Origin of the sequence: Halobacteriovorax sp. JY17, from assembly GCF_002753895.1 — a bacterium.
Lineage (GTDB): Bacteria > Bdellovibrionota > Bacteriovoracia > Bacteriovoracales > Bacteriovoracaceae > Halobacteriovorax.
In genome coordinates this window covers 1,102,287-1,126,514 of record NZ_NJER01000001.1, presented here as the reverse complement: position 1 = coordinate 1,126,514, position 24,228 = coordinate 1,102,287, and the positions used below count along the sequence as shown (strand labels likewise).

The following is a 24,228-nucleotide window of genomic DNA, read 5'->3' as shown; positions in this document are numbered from 1 at the left end:
GTTTATATCCTTTTTCTTAATAAGAAATCTTTAGTTTAAGAGGAGCAGATTTTCTTGGTATAATTTACTTTTTGCTAACTGGAGGAAAACGATAAGAATAAGATCTACTCTACTTTTAGTTTTCTCTATGTTTTTTGGTGTAGAACCTATTCTTGCAGCGAATTGCTATAAGTTTGTTTCTCCGATTGTAAATAAAGATCTAGCAGAAAGTCTTCAGTATAAATTAAGCAAGAAGGGGATATGCATTAATGTGGATTACTTTCCAGGGAAGAGGGCGACAAAAGATTTCGAATCAGGACAATATGTAGGAGAGATCGGAAGAATTAGAAGTTACGCAGATTATCTGGGGGAATCCGGAGTCCTAATTGGTCCAAGAATATCAAGCTCTATCGGAGTTCTTATTTCAGATCATTTAAAGAATAAAGAAGACCTTTTAAATTATAAAGGAACTCTTGGATTATTGCATGGATGGAAATGGATGGAGGACATTGCAAATAAAATGAGAGTAGAGAAATTATTTAAGGCCAAGAGTGTTTATCAGTTAGTACAATCTTACGATAGAAAGAGAGTATCTAGTTTCTTAGTTTCCCAAGGAGGCCTTAAGAGCTTCCGGATATCTAGAAATTACAAAATGATAAAAGTTTTTGATATAGAGCTCTTTGTCTGGTTACATAAATCTCATTTAAAGCAACGGCAAGTAATTGAGAGCGCTTTATATGACATATATCAGTAGTAATGCATGCAGCAAATTGTTGCAATTTCTTTAAATAGATTCAAAATATAGAAATAATTTGCTAAATTCATTTTAAACTGAGGAGATATTTTTATGAATAAGACATTTTTAATGATTGGCGTAGTGCTTTTTTCAATGAGCTCTTTTGCAGGTGACATTGCTAAAGGTAAGAAAGCGTTTAAAAAAGTAAACTGTGCTCTTTGCCATAATGCAGATGCGATGGGGAAAGCGAAGAACGGAAAAGTTGCTCTACTTAAAGGACCACAGATTGCTGGTCTAGATGAAGCTTATATTGTCGAGCAGGTAACAGCTATTCAGAATAAGAAGAGAAAAACTAAGAATACTTCAATGATGATGGCAAAAGTTAAGAAATTAACTCCAGCTGAAATTAAAGATATTGCAGCCTATGTTCACTCACTATCTAAGACTAGATTTGTAGGTATGTTACAAAAGAAATAATTATCCATGCCCCGATGTCATAAATGCTTCGTCGGGGTTTATCTGCTTTCTCGCTGTCTCTAGTGAGAGAAAGTAGTCCTCTGCAATTTTCATAGAGTCATCAAGTTCAGGGCATTTGAAAATCATATTTCTAAAATTGGCTGCATTACTCAAACCTGCAGCAAACCAGACCATATGCTTTCTCATAATAACGAGAAGAGTCCTTTCTCTATCAGTATACATTTGATTATATTCAAAGAGTCTCTTTGTGATTTCCCAGTAATCACTAGGGGTAAAAGTAATCTCTTCGTTATCTTTGATGTAGCTTTCTAAGAAAATAAATGGATCTCGCAGTGGCCCTCTCGCTAGCATAAAGGCGTCGCATTCAGATTTTGCCATTCTCTTTTTTACAAGGCTTGCGCTATGAAGATCGCCGTTTCCAATAATAGGAAGAGGGCTCTCGGAAGCAATCTCTTCTAGAAGTTCCCAGTTGGCCTGACCTTTATATTGTTGAGTCCTGGTTCGCCCATGAATGGCCACAAACTCAACACCTTCTTCTCTCGCTATATGAATGACCTCTTTGGCGTTGATCATATCATCGTCCCAGCCAGTTCTAATTTTAATAGTGAGAGGAATATCTATCGCTTTTTTTATTGTTCCAAAGAAGTTTCCAAGCTTGCTTGTGTCTTTTAAAAGAGCAGAGCCACTACCTTTAGTCACAACCTTTCTTACAGGACAACCCATATTGATATCGATGAATTTTGGACGGCTCTCAAGAGCAACCTTCGCGGCCTTTGCCATACTCTCGGCATCCTCACCAAAGAGTTGAATTCCGACATGCTTTTCTTCTGGGTGAATGCTCAGCATTCTGATGGTTTTTTCATTACCATAATTAATGCCGTGACAAGAAATGAGCTCACTAACAGTTCCACCACAACCTAGCTCTTCCATTAGTAGTCTAAATGGAAAGGCGCAGATATTTGACATAGGAGCTAGGAGTAAAGGTGAAGCGAATGACACGCTGCCAAGTTGTATTGCTTCACGTCTTTTAGAGAGAAGATCGATTTTTTCCTGCAGACCTTTTGAAAATGGTGTAACTTGTGTAATATTCATGGCGAGTTTTTAGCAAAATCTTACAGATTCGGGAAGCTGTATTGGAGTTTTTTTATGCCTAATATTGAGGAATTTAAGGGTCATATAGTTTTTGACTGCGATGGCACACTTATTTCTAGTCAAGAGGGGATAATCAAAGGCATTCAGCAGCTAATGTCAGAAGTTTTAAAGCGAGAAGTGCCGAGATCTGAAGTGGTTGAAAAATATACGGCTGATATGTATGACTTGGCCCTACGCTTTGGACTAAATATCTCAGATGAAACAATTAGAGATGCCTTATTTAAGAGATGGATTGAGATTTCAAATCAAGATCAGCTTAAATATGTCTTATTTGATAGTATGAGAGAGCTTCTGATTAAGCTTGGTGAGTCAGGCTATAGGCTCTATGTTTGGACTGCCCGTGACAGAATGAGTACAATGGCCATCTTGAAATCTCTTGATGTGGCTAAATTCTTTTACGAATTTAGATGCCTAGACGACACCATTCCTAAACCTCATCCTAAAGGACTAGAGGAAATGCTAGAGAATGTAGATAAGAGTAAAGTCATTATGATTGGGGATAGTATAACTGATATCCAAGGTGCGAAATCCTTTGGGTGTCAGTCAATCGCAGCACTTTGGTGTACTCATGTGAATGAAGAGTATTTGGATGAAGTTGGTCCAAGTTTTAAGGCGAAGACTCCAATTGATTGTTTAGAAATAATTGAAAGAGAAATAATATAGAGGATAGTGATGTTTGATAATTTAAGTGAAAAATTTGCAGATGCTTTTAAGAACCTTCAAGGTAAGGGGAAAATTTCTGAAAGCAATATTGAAGATGCCCTTAAGCAAGTGCGAACGGCCCTTCTTGAAGCCGATGTAAATTTCAAAGTTGTGAAGCAATTCATTGCCGCTGTTAAAGAGAAGTCTCTCGGCGAAAAAGTTATCTCTGGAGTCAATCCAGAAGAGCAATTTATAAAAATTGTAAACGATGAACTCGCTCTCATTATGGGAACGGCTAATGAAGAAGTAGATCTTGAGCGCGATGGAATTGTTCCTATTCTAGTCGTTGGGCTTAACGGTCAAGGAAAGACGACTTTCTCTGGAAAGTTATCCCTACATTTAACTAAGAAAAAGAATAAGAAAGTTCTCCTTGTCCCTGCGGATACATTTAGACCTGCAGCAAAGGATCAGTTGATAACTCTTGCTAAGAGCATGGAGATGGACTGGTTTGACTCTGATCTTTCAACACATCCTAAGATCATTGCTGAAAAGGCCATGGCCTTTGCAAAAGAAAATTCTTACGACGTAGTCATTGTCGATACCGCCGGCCGTCTTCATGTTGACGATGAGTTGATGGGACAAATTAAAGAGGTGAGAGAGTCCTTAGAGGTTTTTAAACCTGAAGTTCTCATGGTTGCAGACGCGATGACGGGGCAGGAAGCAGTAAATGTTGCAAAAGTCTTCCATGAGGCAGTGAACCTCACTGGTGTAGTTCTCTCGAAGATGGATTCAGATGCCAGAGGTGGTGCAGCCCTTTCAATTAGACACGTAACAGGTGTTCCAATTAAATATATCTCTACTGGCGAAAAAATGAAAGATCTTGAACTCTTTCATCCTGATAGGCTTGCTGGAAGAATTCTCGATATGGGAGATGTGGTTTCTCTTGTTGAAAAAGCGCAAGATGCCATTGATGAGAAAGACGCAGAGAATATGATGAAGAACCTTGAAAAAGGTAAATTCACTGTCGATGATTTCATGAAGCAAATGGATATGATGAAGAACCTAGGTTCTATGTCATCAATCCTAAAAATGATTCCAGGTATGGGAGGAATGCTTAGACAAGTTGGAGATCTCTCTCCGGCAGAAGATGAGATGAAACGCATGCGTGTCATCATCAATTCAATGACTAAGAAAGAAAGACAAGACTATAAGATCGTTAAAGAGTCTCGCATGAAGAGAATTGCTGGAGGGTCGGGAACAACTGATGCTCAGGTAAAAGACTTCTTTCAAAAATTCCGTCAAATGGAAAAGATGATGGGAGGAATGATGCAGATGATGAAAGGTGGAGGAATGCCGGGGATGCCTGGAATGCCTGGCGGGGGAATGCCCGGACTACCTGGAATGCCTGGTCAAAAACAAAAGAAGCCTCGTAAGAAAGGTGGAAAATGGGGTGGAGGCTTCTTCTCTTAAAAGATAGTAGCTACTACTTAATCCAAAGTAGAACGTGAGGGACTGGGGTCATACTTGGCCCTGGCATTGAGCCTCCACCATAATCAGCATAAGAACCAATCGCATACCACCAAGTGGAGCCTGATGAGGCGCCCACTGAGCCATCTGCAAAGGAAGAAGTACAACCTGCTGTACAATTTCTCTCAAGACCTCCCCAATAGGAGCCTGTCGAATCTACACTTATTGCTTGATAACCAGCTACGGGCTGATCTATTGAAGGATCGGTTGTCTGTGACCAAATATTAACATTCGCATTTCCTGGCCACTCCATTTTAAAAGTAAATTTACCATCTGAGCGCAAGTACTTTATGTGATTGAGTAGGGAATACTTTGCAAGATTAGGATTGGGGTTTAGATTTCCAAGAGCATTCGCTTGGGTTGCATCTGTCCAGTACCCTCCACTAATATTATGGCTAAAGAGTAGGGTCCATCCCCCTCCGTCATTTTCCATGTCACAGTAAACCATTTGTCTAGTATCAGGTGAGCCAGGTGAAATATCAATCGAGTAGACTCCTGAAGTTGCGTCAGGATTTCTTTCTAAAATATCTTGGCAATTTTTAGGAAAGTTCTTACTTTTCTTTTCTCTGATGAAGAACCATCCGTTTCCGGCTCCTTGTCCATTACTCGTTGTTCCCCATTGTGTTGCCGAGCCAGTGTAGTAGGCTCCGTTGTAGTGAAAAGTACTATTATCACTACCTTCTCCTCCTCCATTAATATTTCCAGACCAGCAAGCATCATACCAAAAAGGAGTATTTGAATAGAGCGTCGCACAGTTGCTTGCATGATTATCATTGTCGGCGTCCATTGTTGTAAGCTGCTCTCCATTGTGAGTAGTGCTGTGGGGAGAGATTACTCCTCCAAGAAGTGTTTGATAATTATGCATTGTGAGTCGATAATTATCTGCAGGGTTAAAGTTTGTAATGTCTGCTTTATAAGAATTTGTAATACCCACGTTATAGGCGTATTCCCATTGATACATGAGTTCAAAATCATCGTCTTGAGCTATATTATCCCAGTGCTTGAGTCCTAAGAAGTAATTAACATACTTAGAATCACTATAAGGCATAGTTGAGAGAGAGATGTAAGAGCAATTTCCCGAAGAGTCTAATGCATTTGATGAGGCCGGTCTAGAGCACCTTGGAAGTGTGTTGACAGCGTCAGAATAAGATAAGTTTGTGACTGGTTTGTTTGTTCCTTCCCGCGTATTTGACCAGGTGAGTGTCCAGCCTCCGCCATCAGTTTCCATATCGCAGTAAGTTTTAAATGGAGGATTACTTCCTTCTGGTCCATCTGGATCAATAAGGTAGACATCACTGCCGTGAGAGTAGTTTTGATCGAGAATGTCTCGGCATGAAGTCATGGAAGGAAGAGATCTTACCCATGTTGAAGTTTCTTGGTATTGTTTAAGAGTAAGACCTAGTCCACTATCGATCTCAGTGCTATCAAAGGCATTGGAGCAATAATCGTTATTCGTGCTCACACATGTACTAATAGAAGCGGTGTTGAAGGTAGCTCGTGATTTACAGCCGGGTGCATAGCCTCCACCTGTATAGATATTTGATGATGAGCTTACGTTAATACATGTCCAAAAGTAGCGCCAAATATTTCCGTAACCTCTTAAGAAGTTTCCGCCTACAAGTTTCACATCTTGATTACCCTCAAAGTCATGGAAGCTCACAGTTGGAGAAGCTGCATCTGCTTGAGCGATAACACTCTGGTAGTAGCCGACAATTGTATCGTCAAGATAAGCAGTTTCCATAGTTTGATCAACAACTGTTTCACCTGTGTTTTCCCCCTTCATCATCATTTCGTTGAAAGGTATTTTATTTGATCTTGAATAGCTTTCATTTGCTGTCGAATTTACGTAGGCCTCTGTTGGGTAACCGTGCCAGACTTTAGTCCATCCTCCTCCATGAGTGGTCATGTCACATTCGACAGTAATAGCACTTCCTCTTGGATAAATAGTATAAGTCCCAGAGCCCTTAGATTCTCCACTTAAGAGAATATCCATACAGCTTTGCGGCCTGTCTAATTTATCTCTTATAAAGTATCGAGCTTTTACATTGGCATCACCAGAGTTCCATCCGGCAACTCCACGAACTCTTTGCGTATCAGTAGAGTCTCCTGTGCTATAGATAAAGTGCCTCGTATAATCTTCGACATCTGTGGCAGACGCAGTTTGAGCAGGAGGAGAGGCAAAGCAGTCAAACCAGCCGAAGCTTCCTACTCCATAGTCGTGAGCTTTATCAAAATAGAAGCCTGCTCCATTACTTGTTTCATAGAAGAAGTTCTGCGCCCCCGGAAGGTTGTTACAAGAGTCATCTGAGTTTGCTAACTTTTCTTGAACGAAATCTTGAAAAATACCATTATGATTAAACGAGAGAACTCCATACATATCGGAAGTCCAATTCCCAATATCTTTGGCCATTACTTGTGTTGTGGCAGGGAAGTCTCTTGCGTTTAACATTCCGACAGTATTGGGTGAAGTATAGTTTCCTGCCGTAACAGACAGACCGTAATTTTCATCTCGAAATTCTTTAAATGATTTCTTTACTGGCATTGCTGGATCAGCAGCATTGGCATAGAAGAGAGTCCAGCCACCGTCTAGAGTCGTCATATCACAGTAGACATTTAAAGCATTCACTTGATCAGGGTAAATGGTATAGATTCCATCTCCCTTTTGATCTCCAAGTTCAACAATATGAGAACAGCTCATTGGTTTTAAACCGCCAGTGTGAACAAAGAGTTCAACCTCATCAGTACTTACTGAATTAAAGGCAGGTATATTTCCACTATGAGCAACTGTCGCTCCAACACTATACCACCAATTTGAATGCTCAACAGATCCGTCTAGTAGGGACTTGTTGGTATTATTTCTTCCATTTGAAAGCCTATTCCCATTCTCTAGTCCCGCCCAGTAATTACTTGAATTCTCAATTTCAATCGGGCGATAGCCCATTACTTTTGTGTCATAGACTGGATTACTTCTTTGAAACCAAATATTTTGGTTTCCATTTGTTGTATCTCTATATCTAAAGGTTAGACCATGGGCACTTTTAAGAGCGTCCATTTTATCTAGGATTGAGTAGAGGTTTCCATTGGGGGCAGTAACGTTCTTGCTCTTAGCATCTGTAAGACTTGAAAAATAACCGCCAGCTGTATTGTGTTTAAAAACTTTTGTCCAACCACCACCATCATTAGTCATATCACAGTAAATATCTAAAGGGGCAATAGGGCCTGCATCATCAAAATCAAAATTATAAATTCCTGATGTTGTAATTCCCATTTTTTGAAGATTAGAACAATTGGCCTGACAAGATCTCACTGTTAACTCTGTTGGGTGGTTGGCGATGAAATTCAACCATTCAGGGGAGGTCTTCGTTGCAATAAATTCAGCAGTTGAGCTTGTATTCCAAACTTTCTTACAGAGTCCATGAGCAACAATAGTTTTAATTTCGTCAGGAGCAACTTGAAACCCTGTTGCAACAGTATTGATTGCATTTGAGTTTAGCGAGAAGGTAAATAGGAGAGTGAATATCAAGTTATAGTTTTTCATTAGACCTTCTTAGTCTTTCTTCTTATTCATTTGTTTTAAAATATTTTGAAGGTCTTCTTCCATTTTTTCAATGCGTTTTTGATTATTAGCAGAGCTTTGTTTAAGCTCTTTATTTTCTTCTTCTAGAGAAGCAATTTTTCTGTTTAATTCTCTCACTTCTTTATCATTACTTTCAAAGTAAGAAGATATTTTCTTCTCTAGTGACTTGAATGCCTCAACAAGTAGGGAAGTGATATTTCCATACTTAACAGACTTATATCCATTTTCTCCAGTGTTAACTAACTCTGGAGCGACCTCTTCAACTTCCTGTGCGATAAATCCATACTCTTTACCTTCTGGTAAATTAAATTGATCAAATTCATTTGTTCTCCAGTCAAAGAATACACCACGAAGAGAGAGCACTTTCTCAAGAGGATCTGTAACTGTTGCAATATTCTTTTTAAATCTTCTATCAGAAGTGTAAAGGTAAGCCGCTGCCTTAACGTTCCCGTTAACTTCTAGTTGCTCACTTGGCGCCGCAGTTCCAATTCCGACTCTTCCGTTTGAGGTTGCTCTAATTGCCAAGTAACTATCATTACGAGGCGAACCTGTGTACAGATTCCAATCATTACCCATTGATTGATACGAGGATACTGTCGTATCATTTCCTGTTGCAGTTAATTCTGTCCATGAGGCATTATGTCCCTCTGAATTAATGCTTAATTTCATCTGCATTACTGCACTGATACCACAGCTGGCACTGGCTTTGATTGCTCTAACTCTAAACTTAGGACTGTTTGCATTTGGATTAACATCGACGGTAAAACATTTAGTGATATTAGTATAAGTTGTTTCTGATTCTTGTGCAGCTTCTCTCCATACTGATGAGCTAGCATGAGTGGAGGAAACTTTGTAAGTACTACCTTCTGTCCAGTTTCCTCTTGTCCCTGATAGATGAACTTTCCATTGACCTGAAGCTCCTGATGCTTCGGGGGCTACTTGGACGACTTCCCAGTAGTCACCGATTACCCAACCATCGGGGATTTGTAATGGCTTGTCGTAGTACTTATTACTATATACGGCGCCATTACTCTTAATGCTTCCATTCACATGAAGTTTTTGTGAAGGGCTTTCTGTTCCAATACCAACATTACCTGAAGACTTTATAATCATTTTCTTGCTTCCAGCACCGTGAGCTATACCATTTCCAAAAACAGTTGTTACATGTTCAGTTGTAAAACTAATATCCCCATTAGCGGCAGAGCCAGTACCTATTCCGGCCCTAAACTCTAAGTTATTACCTGGAACACTATTCCCCTCTGATACTCCATTGTCTGATTGCTGAGCTGCTATTATACTTGTTTTTTGAGTACCCGAATTTGGCTTTTCCCCAATTAAAATATTTCCTGCCACATCTAATGTCGTTTCTGGAGCCGCTGTACCAATTCCAACATTTCCGTCCTTAACAACAAGAGTATCGATGTAGCTTGTACCAGCATTCTTTGTTCCAAAAGATAGGTAGTTGGTAAAACTATTCCATTTCATATCCGCTTTATTATTTGTGTCTTCTCCAAGAGCTACGACACTATCTTCCGTCGTTGATCCAACACTAAAAACATTCGCTCCGGCACCAGAATCAATAGAGCTTCCAAGAGACATATCCCCTGAGTTTGAAATACTCGCTCTAGTTGTTCCACCTGTTTGAAAGAGAATATCTCCGGAAGAATTTGAATCAGCATCGGCATTTATAACTGCATTTACATTGTTGCTAGAGCTATCTGCAGTAATGCCAGTTAAACTTGAACCATCACCTTGAAATGAAGTGGCCACAACTGCTCCTGCATTTGTAATTCTCATTCTTTCGGCGGAATTTATGTGAAAGCTTATTGCGCTCACATCATTAGCTCCTGAGTTTTCAGAATTAATAGAAGCTGTTGCTCCTGTGCCATCGCCTCTTCTTAGAACTAAGTGTCCTCTTGAAGTGGAGTCATTCTCCGTTCTCGTTATTTGATTAAAACCATCATGAATATCTAATTTTGCAGTAGGTGTAATTGTTCCAATACCAACGTTTCCAGTATTGTCTATTGCCATTCTATCGCTACCTGCTGTCTGTATTTTAAGATCAGAGTCTTGTGTAGATCTAAACGCATATTGAGGCTCAACTGTAGGAAATACGGGGGCTGTCCCATCATCTAGTTCTGCAGTAGGTTCGTTTGATATATTTGTTTTAACTGTAATTGTATATGTAAATGTATTTCCACCTTGCCCAATTCTTAAATAGGGAGTCCCTGTAGAGCTATCAAAATACCATTGGTAAGTGGCAAGCGTTCCAGAGACTTCAGCGGACAGAACTCTAAAAACAGTATTTTCTTGAGTAAGAACAGTGTTAAATTTCGCAAGAATATTTGATGTAATATCATTTGTTGTTCTTGCTGATCTAATCGTAACCTCTGCCGTATGTGTTGATGTTGGAAGGGTTAGGAGAACTCTTTTCCCAGAGCTCGCATCAGCGTGACCTAGTCCCACTTTCTTGTTCCATATATAGGTACCATTATTTAAGCCGAGTGTACCTCTTACATCTAACTTTGCAGCAGGTGTTGTTGTCCCAATAGCAACATCTCCTGTATTGTAGTAAATATCTGAACCTGTAGTTGTCCATTGAGATTCATTGATCGCAGCAATATCGGTTGCATTTTGAGCTATGTCTGTATCGTTTGAGCTTATGGCCGCTGTATTGGCGGCAATGTCCGTATCATTAGAAGAAATATTTGTAGTATTAGCAGTGATCGCCGCTGCATTCGTTGCGATATCAGTTGCGTTCGTTCCTATCGACGTAGTGTTTGCTGAGATAGAAGTATTATTAGCATTAATTTGTCCCTGAACTTTTCCAAAGGCAGAAACTATTGAATCAGTTGCGGCGAGGGGAGTGTCAGCACCAACTGTATAACCAGTGAGAACACTTGCTAGAACATCATTTAAAAAAGTTGAGAGAGTTAAGTCCCCACGAAGATATTGCGCCGTCGTTCCACCTGTAGGAAGAGCAGCTTGCTTATTATTAAATGTATTCCAATCAGTTGAACTTAAGTAACCGTCGGTAGTTGTATTTGCTTGTGATATAGAAATATCAGGGGATGTCGTAGGGCTAGTTACTGATAGAGGTGCATTTGCTGAAACAGAGGCAACCGTTCCTGAAGTTGGTGTTGTCCATGAGGCAAGTCCATCGGCATCTGAAGTTAAAACTTTTCCAGCGCCAATTCCTCCGCCAGTTATTTTTATTTGTCCATTAATCTCTAACTTTGCATCGGGGTCAGCAACACCAATACCTACATTTCCAGTTTGACTAATTTTCAATCTACTTGTTAGAGCTATATCTGTATTTATTGTTGCAGTTTGTGCTGATGCATTTAAAAATTCAAATTCATGATCTAGAATCATTGCGCCTCTATTTAGGCCTGCAGTAGAGGATGAAGATAGAAAGCCTCCTACACCACTCTTAGGTTTTGTTGCATATCCAACAACTGTTGCTCCTGAGCTATATTCACTTCCGTATGTATTTAGAGTTCCGCTTGCATACTTTCCTGCAAATTGAAGAGTACCTGTTGTTGCAGTATCTCCACCTGATGTGATTGTACCGTTTACATCTAATCTTGAAACTGGTGCAGAAGTTCCTATCCCAACATTTCCGGAAGAATCTATTCTTAGTCTCTCGGTAGGATTAAGTTGATTATTTCCTCTAGTTGTAAACATCATTCTTGAGCCGAAGCCGTTAGCACCACCTGCTCCCTCATTGTATACTGATATTTGTGATTTCACTGCAGTTGTATCATTCACAGAATTAAAGTTGATAACACCTAGAGCATCACCACCGCCTGGTGTTGTTCTATTATTTCCTATGTTGAGTACTCCAAAACTTGCATTATTATCAGCTGATCCATTTCCTGTAATTCCAAGCTTGCTCGCAGAAGCGTAAGCAAAACCACCAAGAGTAGGAGAGCTTGTTCCAATTCCAACATTTCCTGTATTATAATAAATGTCTGATCCTGTTGTTATCCATTGAGACTCATCAATCGCTGCAATGTCAGCTGCGTTTTGAGCAATGTCCGCTGCATTCGTTGTAATGTCTGCAGTGTTGGCTGCAATGTCAGTATCGTTAGAAGAAATATTCGTTGTATTTGCTGTAATCGCCGCTGCATTAGTTCCAATATCTGTAGCATTTGTTCCTATGTCTGTCGCATTAGCCGAAATCGCTGTATCATTTGCATTAATTTGTCCTTGAATTTTTCCAAAGGCCGAAACTATTGAATCTGTTGCAGCTAAAGGAGTGTCGGCACCAACAACATATCCAGTGAGAACACTAGCTAGAACATCATTTAAAAAAGTTGAGAGAGTTAAATCTCCACGGAGATATTGTGCTGTTGTTCCACCTGTTGGAAGAGCCGCTTGTTTATTATTAAAAGTATTCCAATCAGTTGAAGTTAAGTAACCGTCGGCAGAAGTTGTTGCCGCAGGAATTGAGAGATCAATATCAGAAGCAGTTCCACCCTTTACTAAAGGAGCTGTCACATCAACACTTGTCACACTCCCTGCTCCCGAGAGAGTTGACCAAATGGCCGTTCCATCAGCTGATGAAGTTAAAACTTTATTCGCACCTTGTGATCCATCTACAATTTTTAAAGTTCCATTAATTGTTAAAGTATCAGTTGAAAAATCTCCAAGAATTAACGGAGTCGCTGTATTTGAATTATCTATGTAGAGTTTATTAGAGCCAGTTTCATTTTCTCCGGCAGCATTTCCTAAAAAAATATTTCCAGAGCCTGTCACGTTACTCTTACCTGCATTGTAACCAACCGCTACATTATTTGATCCATCTTGATTTGCTGTGAGAGAGCCGTCTCCAAGAGAAGTGTTAAAATTACCTGTTGTAAGAGCATCAAGTGCCGTTACACCAACTCCAGTATTTGAAGTTCCCATTGTATTGCTATGACCTAGAAATAAATTATCAGTTGTTGTAGCAGCGTCACTTAAATCATTGAGAGCATTAACTGTCGAAGCCGTCGCTCTTGGTTCCCATTTTGAAGTTGTGTTATTCCAAGTAAGAACATCGTTATCATTTGGAGCAGTGTTGTCGACATCATTTCCTTGCAGAGAAATGGCATCAGCATCTTCACAACCAAAACCAGGAGCACCGAATACTATTCTCTGTCCAGCTCCACAGGCCGAAGCATCAATAGAGAACTGCCCTGCAGTTAGATCAATTCCTAATCCTGCGGTATAAGTTGTATCACTATCAGTTCCTGTATCGTCAGTAACACAAGAAAAGTTTGTTCCATCAGATTTTAAAACTTCACCAACCCCACAGGTTGGAAGGGCCGCTTTTGCAAAAGCAGTAACACTTGGATCAGTCTCAACTGAAGTTGCTAACTTTCCAGAGCCATCGAGTTGAGGAATATCTCCAGCTCCTACACCAACGTCAACAGCAATTGTTCCAGTGGCAGTAATCGTTCCACCAGTAAGTCCTGTTCCCGCAGTAATTGAAGTTACAGAGCCCGTACTTGCAGAAATACATTTGAAATTTCCAGCACCGTCACCAGCGATGACTTCGTTATTGGCACAATTAGCGGCGACGCCTTTTAAGTCAGTATTTACAATTGAGCCAGTTCTAACAGAAGCGGCTTCAAGAGCGAAGATAGCAAGAGGAGAACTTGTAATGGCCTGTGAAGGATAAGTTTTAGAATGAGTGACATCAACAACGCGAATAAAGAGCTCTTCACTAGCGGTAACAGAATCAGAAATAATATTTTTTAAAGAACGCCCACTATCACAAGTCGTTCCATAATCCACTTCAAGATGAAAGACACCATTTGAAAGAGGAACAGCACCATCGTTAATAGTACAAAGAACAGCAGGAGTAGAGGTTACAATTTCTAAGTTAAGACTTACAGGCCCAGAGATAGGAGCTCCAGAGGCGGAAGTTAATCTACCAGAATAAGAGATCTTCTCAGACGCCATAACAAGAGAAGACGCAATTATCAGTATGAATGTAGTTAGCAGCTTTTTAATCATCAAACGTTCCGCAAATAAGCTATTAAGACTAGGTCGTTCATACTATTCTAATCGGTATGTTGAAGATTTCTTTGAGAATTTAGTTTAGGATGTTAACTTGTTAAAACTAGGAGGAAAGTTTTTCGTAAATATAATCTACTTGGAGAGAAAGTGACTATTTTAGTAGGCGATACTAATAGATAATATCTTCTTTGGTGGCCTCAAGAATATTATTTGCGTCAGCTTCAAATCTAGATGAACCACTTGTAATAGAGGCGTCACCAATAGCGGCCGGCTCTCGGAAGATACCATAGCTATTAAATGTTCCACTATATTCCATATGACCTGAGCCATTTACAATGGGAGCAGAAGTTGATGTTTGCGTTGAGGCAAGGTAGTCGAAATCTTCTAAGACAACTTTATGAGTGACACAATTTCTCTTCGCTTCTCCTGCGAGATTTCGATTGGAGAGGATTGAAACAAAGTAATTTCCACCTGCACCATAATTCATTATCCCCGGACGAAGAGGACTTGTAATAGTTGTGAAAATTGAGCTTAGATCATAGAGGTCTGGTGATGAGTTGCCATCAAAGTCGACTCCGTAGGTTGCATGAGCGAAATTTTCTTCTACTTGCTTACAGTTTAGGGCCGATGGATCGGCACTGAGATTATAGAGGCCGTAGTCATATCCAGTAGATCCAAACTTTGATGAATTTATAGCGATACTACTTTCACCAGTAGTCTGAATATATTGAACATCAACAATTGAAGACATATCTGGGAGTGTTTGATCTACATTGTAAGATTGAGTTACTTGCTCTCCTAGAACTCCACTTTGGCCAATACCAACAAAACTTAAGCAGAAGTTTCCATCTCCTGTTCCAATATCTATTGCCGAACTATATAGAGTTCCACCGGAAGAAGGGTTAGGTTCACAACAGCTTCCTTCTGCAACACAATAGTAGATTTCGCCACCAATATTCGAGCTCAAAGTTACACTCGGATTTTCTGAATAATTTCCTGCCCCTAAATCAGCTGTTACCACTGGAGCGACATCGGCCGTAGGATTCGTCGGAGTAGAGGTGGTTCCTTCTGAAGAATCTGTGCTCGCCGTACTTTCTCCGCTATTTGTTTCTGCTGTATCAGAATTATCTTCATTAGCAGAACAATTTTCTGCACAGTCTGGAATTGCGTAATTCACTTCTGCAGAGGTTGCTGCAATATCGGAAGAAGAGCCTCCTGAGCTTTGTCTAGGGTCCTGTTGAAAGTCGTCATTTATTTGTGGATTAGAGTTTCTCTTCGCTTCAGCTTGGTCTTGTTGTTCTTGAATCTCGCCACGCTCACCTGGTAAGCTATTTTCAAAGCTTCCACTTGATTCAGCTAAATTTCTAAGAGAAGGGTCTTCCTCGGGAATAAATTGGTTTTCATTTTCAAAGTCAGTATTGCTCTCTTCACTTAATTGTGTTGTCGAGGCTGACTCTATTGGAGATTGCTCATTGATTGAAGCAGGCTTTCTCATATTATTATACTTACCTAATTGGTTAGGAGTTTTTTCCGTAGGTTCGACACTTTGAATTTCCTCTTCATCGAAAGAGCTTATTTTCTGATCGCCAGGAGCAAAGTACAGAAGAACCGCTGCACAGCTGATTAGTGCAGAAGCTTTTAAGAGATAATTTCTAAACTCATTAAACATAGTGATCTACTCGGATATTTGGTAGGTATAGTTTAGAACACTGAGGGTTTAATTAAATGAATTTACAAGATATCAGATAGTTGTGAATGTCTTCACTTTAAGAAGATTTTATTAGTGGCAATAATTGGTGGAGGATCACCATATTTTAGAGGCTTTGCTTTGAGCCATGACAGAGGTTTCTGATTTTTATTAAATAGCCTCATGAAAAATCTAACACTATCCACACTTATTCTATTCTTCCTTACTGCTCTTACATTTGCTGCAAATGGCGACTATCCGGCCCATTGGTGGCAAGAGGTTGATCGTTCAACCGCGCCTGGTTGGGAAGTACTTCCTCAAGATGCAAAAGAAGGAGAGGTTATTCTCTCTAAGAGAAATGAGTTGGGAATTCTTTCTAACTTTGCAGCGACTGACTTCGTTTATAAAGAAACTCTTTATAAGTCTGTGGAGGGGTTTTGGCAGTCTCTTAAATACCCAGAGTCAGATGAAGACGTAAGAGCAACAGCAGAGGGGATTGAGTGGCCTTACACCCGTGTTGAGGTGGAGCAGATGACTGGATTTCTTGCGAAGAAAGCAGGCGGTTACGCAAATTCAAATATGAGAGAAATGGGAATTGACTGGGTAACTTTTCAAGGAAAGAAGATTAAGTTTTGGACTGTTTCAAAAGGGCTTCATTATCAATTAATTAAAGATGCTCTTAGAACGAAAGCGAAACAAAATCCAAAAGTGATGGAAGTTCTCATGTCTACAGGTAATCTAAAACTTAAGGCCGATCATATTATGGGAGATGCTCCTCCTGCGTGGTTCTATAATAAAATCTGGATGGAACTTAGAAAAGAATTTAGAGAAGAAGTTCTCTAATTATTAGGAGGGTAAAACCTCCTTTTTCTATATGTAAAAATGACGCGATGCATTGATGACGGTTTTAAATTTTGTTATATTCCAAGAAAATTTAATGAGGAGTCATCATGAAAAAGAGTTTATTAGTTCTATTGTCATTACTTTGTCTTAATTCTACCTATGCTATTAGTGATAGCGATTGTAGAGATATTTATAATGAATCATTTGAAAACTTAGTGAGCGCTTCGATTGATTTCAATCAAGGCTATAGCGATAAGTTTGAATTCTCAGCTCAAGTTGCTGAAATCTCAACACGAGTTTCTGCCATTCGTGCCATTTGCCTTGCTGTTGAGAGCCCGGATAATAAGAAGTGCGTGGCCACTTATAAGAAAAGGTATAAGACTCTAAGAAATCAAATTAAACTAACATCTGTTTTAGTAGGTAATCAAACAGAGGTTAAGCCACGTGTAATTCAAAGTATTACAAATGAATTTAGCTCTTTGATTAATAGAGTTAAATGCGGTGACTTATAATAATTAATTACTTAAATCGTTGACATCTAGCTGGTCATGAATTATTTAATATAGCCTATTTACAAGTGTAATAAAGAGTTTTGTAGGAGTTTATACATGCTAACAATCAGAATGCAACGCGGTGGTAGAGTACATATGCCAATTTATACTATTGTTGCCACAGACTCACGTAATCCAAGAGATGGAAAGTTTCTTGAGAGACTAGGTCAATACAATCCACATATTGAAGGTTCAGAGCTTATCGACATTAAAGCTGAAAGAATTGCTGCTCTAGTTAAGAGTGGAGCAACTATGTCAGATACAGTTAGAACACTTTTAAAGAAAAACAAAATCCAATTAGGTTAAGTTTTTAATCCTCTTTTTAGCTCCAGCTAGGAAGAGGAACATCGCCCTTGGCGAACAATGTTAATGGAAAATGGTATTCCTAAGGGATACCTGTAGAAAGCGAGAGTACAAATGAGCGAATTGAAAGATCTAATCCATTACGTTTCTAAATCACTTGTCGACATGCCAGATTCGGTAGAAGTAAACGAAATTGTAGGTGAACAAACTACAGTTATCGAACTTAAAGTTGATAAAACTGACTTAGGTAAAGTTATCGGTAAGCAAGGTCGTACGGCTAGAGCTTTAAGAACAATCCTTAATGCAGCTTCAACAAAGCTTAAGAAGAGATCTGTTCTAGAAATTATCGAATAATTAATAAAGAAATTGTAATTAAAAAGCCTCACTTTTAGTGGGGCTTTTTTTATTCCCACTAGTGCTGTCTTAAGTTTTTTTCTAAATTTTCTATTTTTCCTTTTTATAGGCCCATTAAGTCTCTATGATATTAATATGAGTAATTCCGAAATAACTATATTAATTGCAGAAGATGAAGCTGATCTTCTAGAGATTTGCACAGATATTTTTGAAATAGAGGACTTTCAAGTTCTAGGTGCCTGCAATGGTGAAGAGGCTTTAAATATTTTCTTAAATAATCATGTTGATCTCATTTTGTCTGACTCCCATATGCCTAAGATGGGAGGATTAGAATTGCTAGAAAAAATTCAGGACGGACCAAAGAAGCTACCTCCATTCTTTCTTTTGACAGGAGATATTGGGCTAGCAGAAGAGGAATTAAAAGAGAAGGGGGCAACAGGTCTCATCTCGAAACCTTTCGATCTTGATGAGATACTAGCTACAGTTACAAATATTTTTAAAGCACGGTAGTATGGCCCACAAAGCTAAGGCCCAGAGTTTTCTGGATATTTCAGATAAGTTCAAGTTAGGTGAATTACCTACTGAAAAATCACATCCTAAGACTAAGAATCTCTCCTCTTTGAGTCAAAGTCATTTAGATCAAGCACTAGAAATAATCAAAGAAATTGAAATTAATTTATTAAATATAGCTCTTAGTAAGCAATCTAAAATTAAAGAGCTCACAGAAGATGTTCAGAAAGCTTTACAGCTTGGGGGGAGAATTTTTCTCTGTGGTTGTGGTGCAACGGGAAGACTCTCTCTTGCGCTAGAGACTATTTGGAATAAGAGTGGCAAAGAAAAGGGAAGGGTGATCTCTTTCATGGCCGGTGGTGATGTGGCCTTAATTCATTCAATTGAGAATTTTGAAGATCACCCAGAATTTGGAAAGAGACAATTAGAAGAATTAGGTTTCAATGAAAATGATCTTCTGCTCGCGATTACAGAGGGAGGAGAGACTCCTTTTGTTATAGGGGCCGTAAATGCAGCAAGTGAAGTTGCTAACTCTGCTCCATACTTTCTCTATTGCAACCCTGATGAAGTCCTCTGTCAAACAGTTGAGCGCTCACGTGAAGTCATAGAGAATAGAAAAATTAAAAAGCTCAACCTATGCGTTGGAGAGATGGTTCTTGCTGGAAGTACGAGAATGCAGGCAAGTACTATTCAAATGCTTGTTGCGGGACAGGCCTTATTTAACTTTGATGTGAATTGGGTGCAAAAATTAAAAGATAAGTTTGAAGAAATTGATTTTAGTTTTCTTAAGAAATTTATTGAAAGAGAAAGTGAAGTCTATAAGAGAAATGATGGAGTGGTTTATTCTACCTGTGATCTTTTAGGAATTAGCGTTCTTACGGATACAACTGAGAGATCTCCTACATTTAGTCTTCTTCCATTTGAAAGAAATGTTGAATCAAGGCCTAAGCAGTATTCTCTATGTTACTTATCTTTAGAGGGAGAGCTTGAAGTTCAAAGAGCTTGGACCTCTCTCTTAGACAGAACTCCTCGCTGTCTAGAGTGGATTGAAACCAAAGAGCTTACAAGTATTGAGAGGCTATATGGTTTTGATATTTCTGCTAGAAATATTGAAAAGAGAAAATCTTATTGTTCTGGTGAGCAGCATATCTTTAGAATTGAGCTCATAGACGAGAGTTTAAAATTTCGATTTGAAGATTTAGAAGAAAATATACGGTTTGAGAAAAATGATCTTTTAAGTATTCACCTAATTTTAAAAGTTCTCTTAAATACTCACTCGACTTTAGTGATGGGACGGTTAGGACGCTATGAAAGCAATATTATGACTTGGGTTAGGCCAAGTAATAATAAATTAATTGATAGGACGATTCGCTATATTTTAATTCTCTTAAGTGAGCGCGGAATTGAAAAGAGTTATGAAGAGGTTTGTTATAAATTATTTGAAGTGATGGAAGAGGTAAAGAAAGATGACCCTCTAGTTTTAAAAACTCTAGAGAGCCTATTATAAATTACTTTGAAATTTTCTTTTCGTCTTCTTTATCATCTTTCTTTGAGTCGTCTCCGTCGTCCATTCCTTTCTTAAAGTTTTGAATGGCCTTTCCAAGAGAGCTACCAAGCTGAGGTAAGCGTTTTCCTCCAAAGAGCAAGAGAACAACTGCGAGAATGACTAAACTTTCACCGACACCAAATCCCATTTTCTATCCTTCGCCTAATAAATCTTAGACATATCCATTGTGTACTTACCTGGAGAATACTCCGCAAATCTCTTCGCCTTAATGCTCTTATAAAGTGGCTTACTATTTGAGTAGCTCGAATAAGGGTAGATTGCAATTCCACCACGTGGAGTAAATTCTCCTATCACTTCAATATACTTGGGTTTCATGAGTTTCGCTAGGTCATCGCAAATTTTCTGTATGCAATCTTCGTGAAAGTCACCGTGATTACGAAAGCTAAATAGGTAGAGTTTAAGAGATTTACTCTCAACCATCTTCTTGTCAGCAATGTAATTGATATAGATTCTCGCAAAGTCGGGCTGAGCGGTCTTAGGACAGAGGCTAGTGAACTCTGTGCATAGAAAGGTAGTCCAAGCATCACTGCCCGGATTTTTATTATCGAAGGCCTCTAGAACCTCTGGAGCGTACGTCATTGAGTATTGTGTATTCGCCTCTCCGAGCGCGAAGTTTTCTAATTCTTTTGCTGCGCGTCCTTGTTTGATACTTACTACTTTCTTCTTTGCTTTTACTTTTGCCATCTGGACTTCCCCTTATCTTATAAATCAGGTACATTATGCGCTCTAAATAGTCAAAAAGATGTGAAAATATGACAGGTAAAATTGAAAACTTTCTAGGTCCAGCTGATTCACTTGGGCATAGAAAAACTAAGGTTGTCTTTGTTCAGCTTGGATCTCCCAAGTCTCCTAAGGTTCGTGATGTGAGGGCATTCTTAAAGGAATTTCTGGGTGACCCAAGGGTTGTGGACATCAATCCACTACTTTGGAAAATTATCTTAAATCTCTTTGTTATTCCATTTCGTCCGGCCCGCTCGGCAAAGCTCTATTCTAGAATTTGGAATGGTAAGAGCTTTCCACTAATAGATAATACAATTTCTTTTACTGAAAAAGTTAGCCAAAAGATAACCTCAGATAAAGTTGAAGTGGAGTACGCCTTTCTTCTTTCAAAACCAACGGTCGCAGATGTGTGGGATCAGTGGGAGAGAGAAGTTGAGGTTGGTGCAGAGGGCGCAGCAACTGAGCTTTTAATTATTCCCATGTTTCCTCAATACTCAGAAAGTACAATTGCTTCTGGTATGGACGGTTTCTTTGGAGTTCTTAAAAAGAGAGTGCAGATTCCTCCTTTTAAATTTCTTACAAACTTTCATCGCTCCAATGCCTTCATTGATAACTCTGTCCTGCAAATTGATAAATTCTTAAAAGGGTTTAAAGTGTCAGGAAATGAAAGTGATGTTTTAATTATTTCTTTTCATGGAATTCCTAAGAGGAGAGTTCTCTATAAGAATGATCTCTACTATAAGCACTGCTTTGAAACCTATCTTCTTTTAAAGAATAGAGTTTTTGAAATTGCTGCTGAAAATATTCTCATTACTTTTCAGTCTCGCTTTGGATCTGAAGAGTGGCTCACTCCGTATACGGAAGATGTGATGGAAGAGCAGATTAGAAAAGGAAATAAGAATATTGCTGTCTATTGTCCAAGCTTTGTTGCCGATTGCTTAGAGACAACTGATGAAATTGCTACTGAGCTAGCTGAAGAGGCGAGAGAGTTAGGTGGTAATATTCAATTCATTGAATGTTTAAACGACGATGATAAGTGGTGCGAAGACTTCGCGAGCTTTGTTGTCAATCAATGTGAAGGATCGGGAGATATTAAGGCCCAAGACTTTCACTATATGAAAAAAGAGGATTATAAATTTATGGAAAAGCCTACAATGAAGTCAGAGCCATTTAGTGATAATGCTAAAAGTTCTTTAAAGATCGTTTTCTTAACTCTCTTTCTAGACCTCGTTGGTTTTTCAATTATCTTCCCTCTATTTCCAGCGCTAGCAGAGCACTATATAAAAGTGGATGGAGATAATTACTTTTTAAATCTCATTTTTAGTGGAATTGAAACTCTTACTGCCACAGGTGGGGCTGGGAAGCTATCTTCCATTGTTCTATTTGGTGGTGCTCTTGGGGCACTTTACTCATTTCTACAATTTATTGCTGCTCCTGTATGGGGGAGAATCTCTGATAGGATAGGGCGAAGACCCGTTCTTCTTGTCTCTGTATTTGGCCTAGCTGTGAGTTATATTATGTGGTTCTTTTCAGGCTCATTTACAACTCTGATTCTCGCTCGCCTTGTTGGGGGAATTATGGGAGGAAATATTTCAACGGCTACTGCAGTAGTTGCCGATGTCACTTCAAAAGGAAATCGATCGAAGGGAATGGCAACTATTGGTATTGCCTTTGCTCTGGGATTTATCATTGGACCGGCCATGGGTGGGATTATGTCACTCTTTGATTTAACAGCCAGCTATCCTGCTCTAACTGAATACGGTGTAAATCCATTTTCAATGGCCGCAGCAATTGCATTTGTTCTAAGCGCGTTCAACTTATTCTTCTTAGCTAGAAACTTTAAAGAGTCTCTTCCAGAAGAAAAGAGAGGAAAGGTTCATACTAGTGAGAGAACTTTTAATCCATTACAACTTTTTAAACCACTTCCATTTGAAGGAGTGAACTTAACAAACTTCTCTCACTTTCTATTTCTTATGGCCTTCTCTGGAATGGAGTTCACGCTAACTTTCTTGGCAGTAGAAAGACTGGGATACTCATCGATGGATAACGCCTATATGTTTATCTTCATCGGGTTTGTGATAGCGCTTGTTCAGGGTGGTTTTGTTAGAAGAAAAGCAGGACAAATGGGTGAGCGAAAAGTCGCTTTGATAGGACTTATTTGCTTAATTCCTGGCCTTGTGGCGATTGGTTACGCCTCATCGAACTTTCTTCTTTATGTAGGACTTTTCTTCTTAGCAACAGGATCTAGTATGGCGATTCCATGTCTTACTTCACTTGTTTCCCTTTATACTCCTGCGGCACAGCAGGGACATAGTATTGGAATTTTTAGATCTCTCGGCGCCCTTGCACGAGTAATTGGACCAATAATTGCTTCTATTATTTACTGGAAGTACGGTTCGAGCTCTCCGTACTTCTATGGATCAGCATTTTTAATAATCCCAATAATTTTAGTTTCTCTTCTAAAAAAACCTAACGAAGCGATTTAATCGTGAGGCCTTCGGGCCTCAGCCTAGTTTCTGCATCTTTACCTTTACTCTAGGGATCATTTGCGGTACTCCATGTGGCAGTTATTGTGAAAAACCTTACCTTGGAGAATTCGATGAAAAATCTAATCGTATCTGTACTAATGTTAACTTCTCTCTCAGCATTTGCTTCGTTAAATCAGCATATTACTCCTGATGTTCAAGTGGAATTTACTTGTATCATTCCTGGGCACGGTGGTGGTTGTAGTGTTGAAACTTACTTTTTCAACTCACATCCAGAAACAGTTTTTGTTAAAGTTTTCACAAGTTTTATCGAAAATGGAGAACTTCAAACATCTGAACTAGAGACTACTAATACTAACTCTATCAAATTAATAACTTCAAAGAACTTCAATGAAGACTTTACTTCGAACTCAATAATGATTGGTAAGAAGAAAACTGTTATCAATGTTCTTTACTTTGATGTGAATGGATATTTAATCGATAGTAAGAAAGAAGTTCTTCACGCTTCATTTTCTCTAGAATACTAAAATGAGAAAGGCCCCAAATTGTGGGGCCTATTTTAAAATTTTTATTCTGAAATTTGTGATTGGATGAAATTTTGGATTCCAACTTTTTGAATTAAACCTTGCTGTGTTTCAAGCCAGTCAATATGTTCTTCTTCACTATCTAAAATACCTTTTAAGATATCTCTTGTGACATAGTCCTGCTTCTTTTCGCAAAGAGAAATATACTCTCTAAGTTCTGGAACTGCCTTATACTCGACCTCTAGATCTGAAGCGATAAGCTCTTCAATGTTTTGACCAATTTTAAGTCTATTAAGTTTTTGAAGGTTTGGAAGCCCTTCTAGAAAGAGAATTCTCTTGATTATTTGATCGGCATGTTTCATCTCGTCTATTGAAGCATCGTACTCTAACTTACCAAGTTTCTCTAGGCCCCAATCTTCTAGCATTCTAGCGTGAAGAAAGTACTGGTTGATGGCAGTTAATTCATTGGCCAAAACATTGTTTAGAGCTTCGATAATTTCCTTATCACCTTTCATATGGATTCCTTTAATGAGTTAATTAATTTATAGAGATATTATAAAGAAGGGGATAAAGAGGGGCAATGGAGA

At 39.0% G+C, this 24,228-nt stretch carries 19 protein-coding genes; 12 read left to right on the top strand and 7 right to left on the bottom strand.

Annotated elements, in window-relative coordinates; translation table 11 throughout:
* Positions 1-127 precede the first annotated feature (127 nt).
* Together CES88_RS05040 and CES88_RS05035 are read left to right on the top strand one after the other, a co-directional pair.
* Positions 128-733 carry a hypothetical protein gene (locus CES88_RS05040; RefSeq protein ID WP_290731854.1) on the top strand — a complete coding sequence of 202 codons (606 nt, stop codon included), beginning with the start codon at positions 128-130 and terminating at the stop codon, positions 731-733.
* Between the two features lie 93 nt (positions 734-826).
* On the top strand, positions 827-1,192 hold the full coding sequence (locus tag CES88_RS05035; protein ID WP_290731851.1) for a c-type cytochrome: 366 nt from the start codon (positions 827-829) through the stop codon (positions 1,190-1,192).
* Here CES88_RS05035 and CES88_RS05030 read toward each other — a convergent pair whose 3' ends face one another.
* Complete coding sequence (locus tag CES88_RS05030) at positions 1,193-2,284, bottom strand: tRNA-dihydrouridine synthase (protein ID WP_290731848.1); 1,092 nt, start codon at positions 2,282-2,284, stop codon at positions 1,193-1,195.
* Between the two features lie 54 nt (positions 2,285-2,338).
* Between CES88_RS05030 and CES88_RS05025 the strand changes: the two genes are divergently transcribed.
* Together CES88_RS05025 and ffh are read left to right on the top strand one after the other, a co-directional pair.
* The gene (locus tag CES88_RS05025) at positions 2,339-3,007 is read left to right on the top strand and encodes an HAD-IA family hydrolase (RefSeq protein WP_290731845.1); all 669 of its coding nucleotides are present in this window, start codon (positions 2,339-2,341) and stop codon (positions 3,005-3,007) included.
* Between the two features lie 9 nt (positions 3,008-3,016).
* On the top strand, positions 3,017-4,456 hold the full coding sequence (ffh, locus tag CES88_RS05020) for a signal recognition particle protein (RefSeq protein WP_290731842.1): 1,440 nt from the start codon (positions 3,017-3,019) through the stop codon (positions 4,454-4,456).
* Between the two features lie 13 nt (positions 4,457-4,469).
* Here the strand turns inward: ffh and CES88_RS05015 are convergent, their stop codons facing one another.
* The 3 genes from CES88_RS05015 to CES88_RS05005 all read right to left on the bottom strand — a co-directional run bounded on the left by CES88_RS05015 (position 4,470) and on the right by CES88_RS05005 (position 15,765).
* The gene (locus tag CES88_RS05015; RefSeq protein ID WP_290731839.1) at positions 4,470-8,051 is read right to left on the bottom strand and encodes a fibrinogen-like YCDxxxxGGGW domain-containing protein; all 3,582 of its coding nucleotides are present in this window, start codon (positions 8,049-8,051) and stop codon (positions 4,470-4,472) included.
* A 9-nt stretch (positions 8,052-8,060) separates the two neighbouring features.
* A complete protein-coding gene (locus CES88_RS05010; RefSeq protein ID WP_290731836.1) occupies positions 8,061-14,093 on the bottom strand; it encodes a tail fiber domain-containing protein in 6,033 nt (2,010 codons plus the stop codon).
* A 172-nt stretch (positions 14,094-14,265) separates the two neighbouring features.
* Positions 14,266-15,765, bottom strand: a complete 1,500-nt coding sequence (locus CES88_RS05005; RefSeq protein ID WP_290731833.1) for a hypothetical protein — start codon at positions 15,763-15,765, stop codon at positions 14,266-14,268.
* Positions 15,766-15,966: 201 nt separating this feature from the next.
* Between CES88_RS05005 and CES88_RS05000 the strand changes: the two genes are divergently transcribed.
* The 6 genes from CES88_RS05000 to CES88_RS04975 all read left to right on the top strand — a co-directional run bounded on the left by CES88_RS05000 (position 15,967) and on the right by CES88_RS04975 (position 19,851).
* Entirely contained in the window at positions 15,967-16,626 is a 660-nt protein-coding gene (locus CES88_RS05000; RefSeq protein WP_290731830.1) for an NADAR family protein, read from the top strand.
* Between the two features lie 107 nt (positions 16,627-16,733).
* Positions 16,734-17,138, top strand: coding sequence for a hypothetical protein (locus tag CES88_RS04995; RefSeq protein ID WP_290731827.1), 405 nt, complete (start codon positions 16,734-16,736; stop codon positions 17,136-17,138).
* Positions 17,139-17,234: 96 nt separating this feature from the next.
* Positions 17,235-17,483, top strand: coding sequence for a 30S ribosomal protein S16 (rpsP, locus tag CES88_RS04990; RefSeq protein ID WP_290731824.1), 249 nt, complete (start codon positions 17,235-17,237; stop codon positions 17,481-17,483).
* Positions 17,484-17,594: 111 nt separating this feature from the next.
* Positions 17,595-17,834: a KH domain-containing protein gene (locus CES88_RS04985; protein WP_290731821.1), complete on the top strand. Its 240-nt coding sequence runs from the start codon at positions 17,595-17,597 to the stop codon at positions 17,832-17,834.
* 135 nt (positions 17,835-17,969) lie between these two features.
* A complete protein-coding gene (locus tag CES88_RS04980; protein WP_290731818.1) occupies positions 17,970-18,344 on the top strand; it encodes a response regulator in 375 nt (124 codons plus the stop codon).
* Between the two features lies 1 nt (position 18,345).
* Positions 18,346-19,851, top strand: a complete 1,506-nt coding sequence (locus CES88_RS04975; RefSeq protein ID WP_290731815.1) for an SIS domain-containing protein — start codon at positions 18,346-18,348, stop codon at positions 19,849-19,851.
* 1 nt (position 19,852) lies between these two features.
* Here the strand turns inward: CES88_RS04975 and tatA are convergent, their stop codons facing one another.
* Positions 19,853-20,038 carry a twin-arginine translocase TatA/TatE family subunit gene (gene tatA / locus CES88_RS04970; protein WP_290731812.1) on the bottom strand — a complete coding sequence of 62 codons (186 nt, stop codon included), beginning with the start codon at positions 20,036-20,038 and terminating at the stop codon, positions 19,853-19,855.
* Between the two features lie 14 nt (positions 20,039-20,052).
* Positions 20,053-20,595, bottom strand: coding sequence for a preQ(1) synthase (gene queF, locus CES88_RS04965; RefSeq protein WP_290731809.1), 543 nt, complete (start codon positions 20,593-20,595; stop codon positions 20,053-20,055).
* 68 nt (positions 20,596-20,663) lie between these two features.
* Between queF and hemH the strand changes: the two genes are divergently transcribed.
* Positions 20,664-23,117: a ferrochelatase gene (hemH, locus tag CES88_RS04960; protein ID WP_290731806.1), complete on the top strand. Its 2,454-nt coding sequence runs from the start codon at positions 20,664-20,666 to the stop codon at positions 23,115-23,117.
* 113 nt (positions 23,118-23,230) lie between these two features.
* On the top strand, positions 23,231-23,644 hold the full coding sequence (locus CES88_RS04955; RefSeq protein ID WP_290731804.1) for a hypothetical protein: 414 nt from the start codon (positions 23,231-23,233) through the stop codon (positions 23,642-23,644).
* Positions 23,645-23,685: 41 nt separating this feature from the next.
* On the opposite strand, the gene bfr is transcribed toward CES88_RS04955, so the two are convergent.
* Positions 23,686-24,156, bottom strand: coding sequence for a bacterioferritin (gene bfr, locus CES88_RS04950; RefSeq protein WP_290731800.1), 471 nt, complete (start codon positions 24,154-24,156; stop codon positions 23,686-23,688).
* Positions 24,157-24,228: the final 72 nt, after the last annotated feature.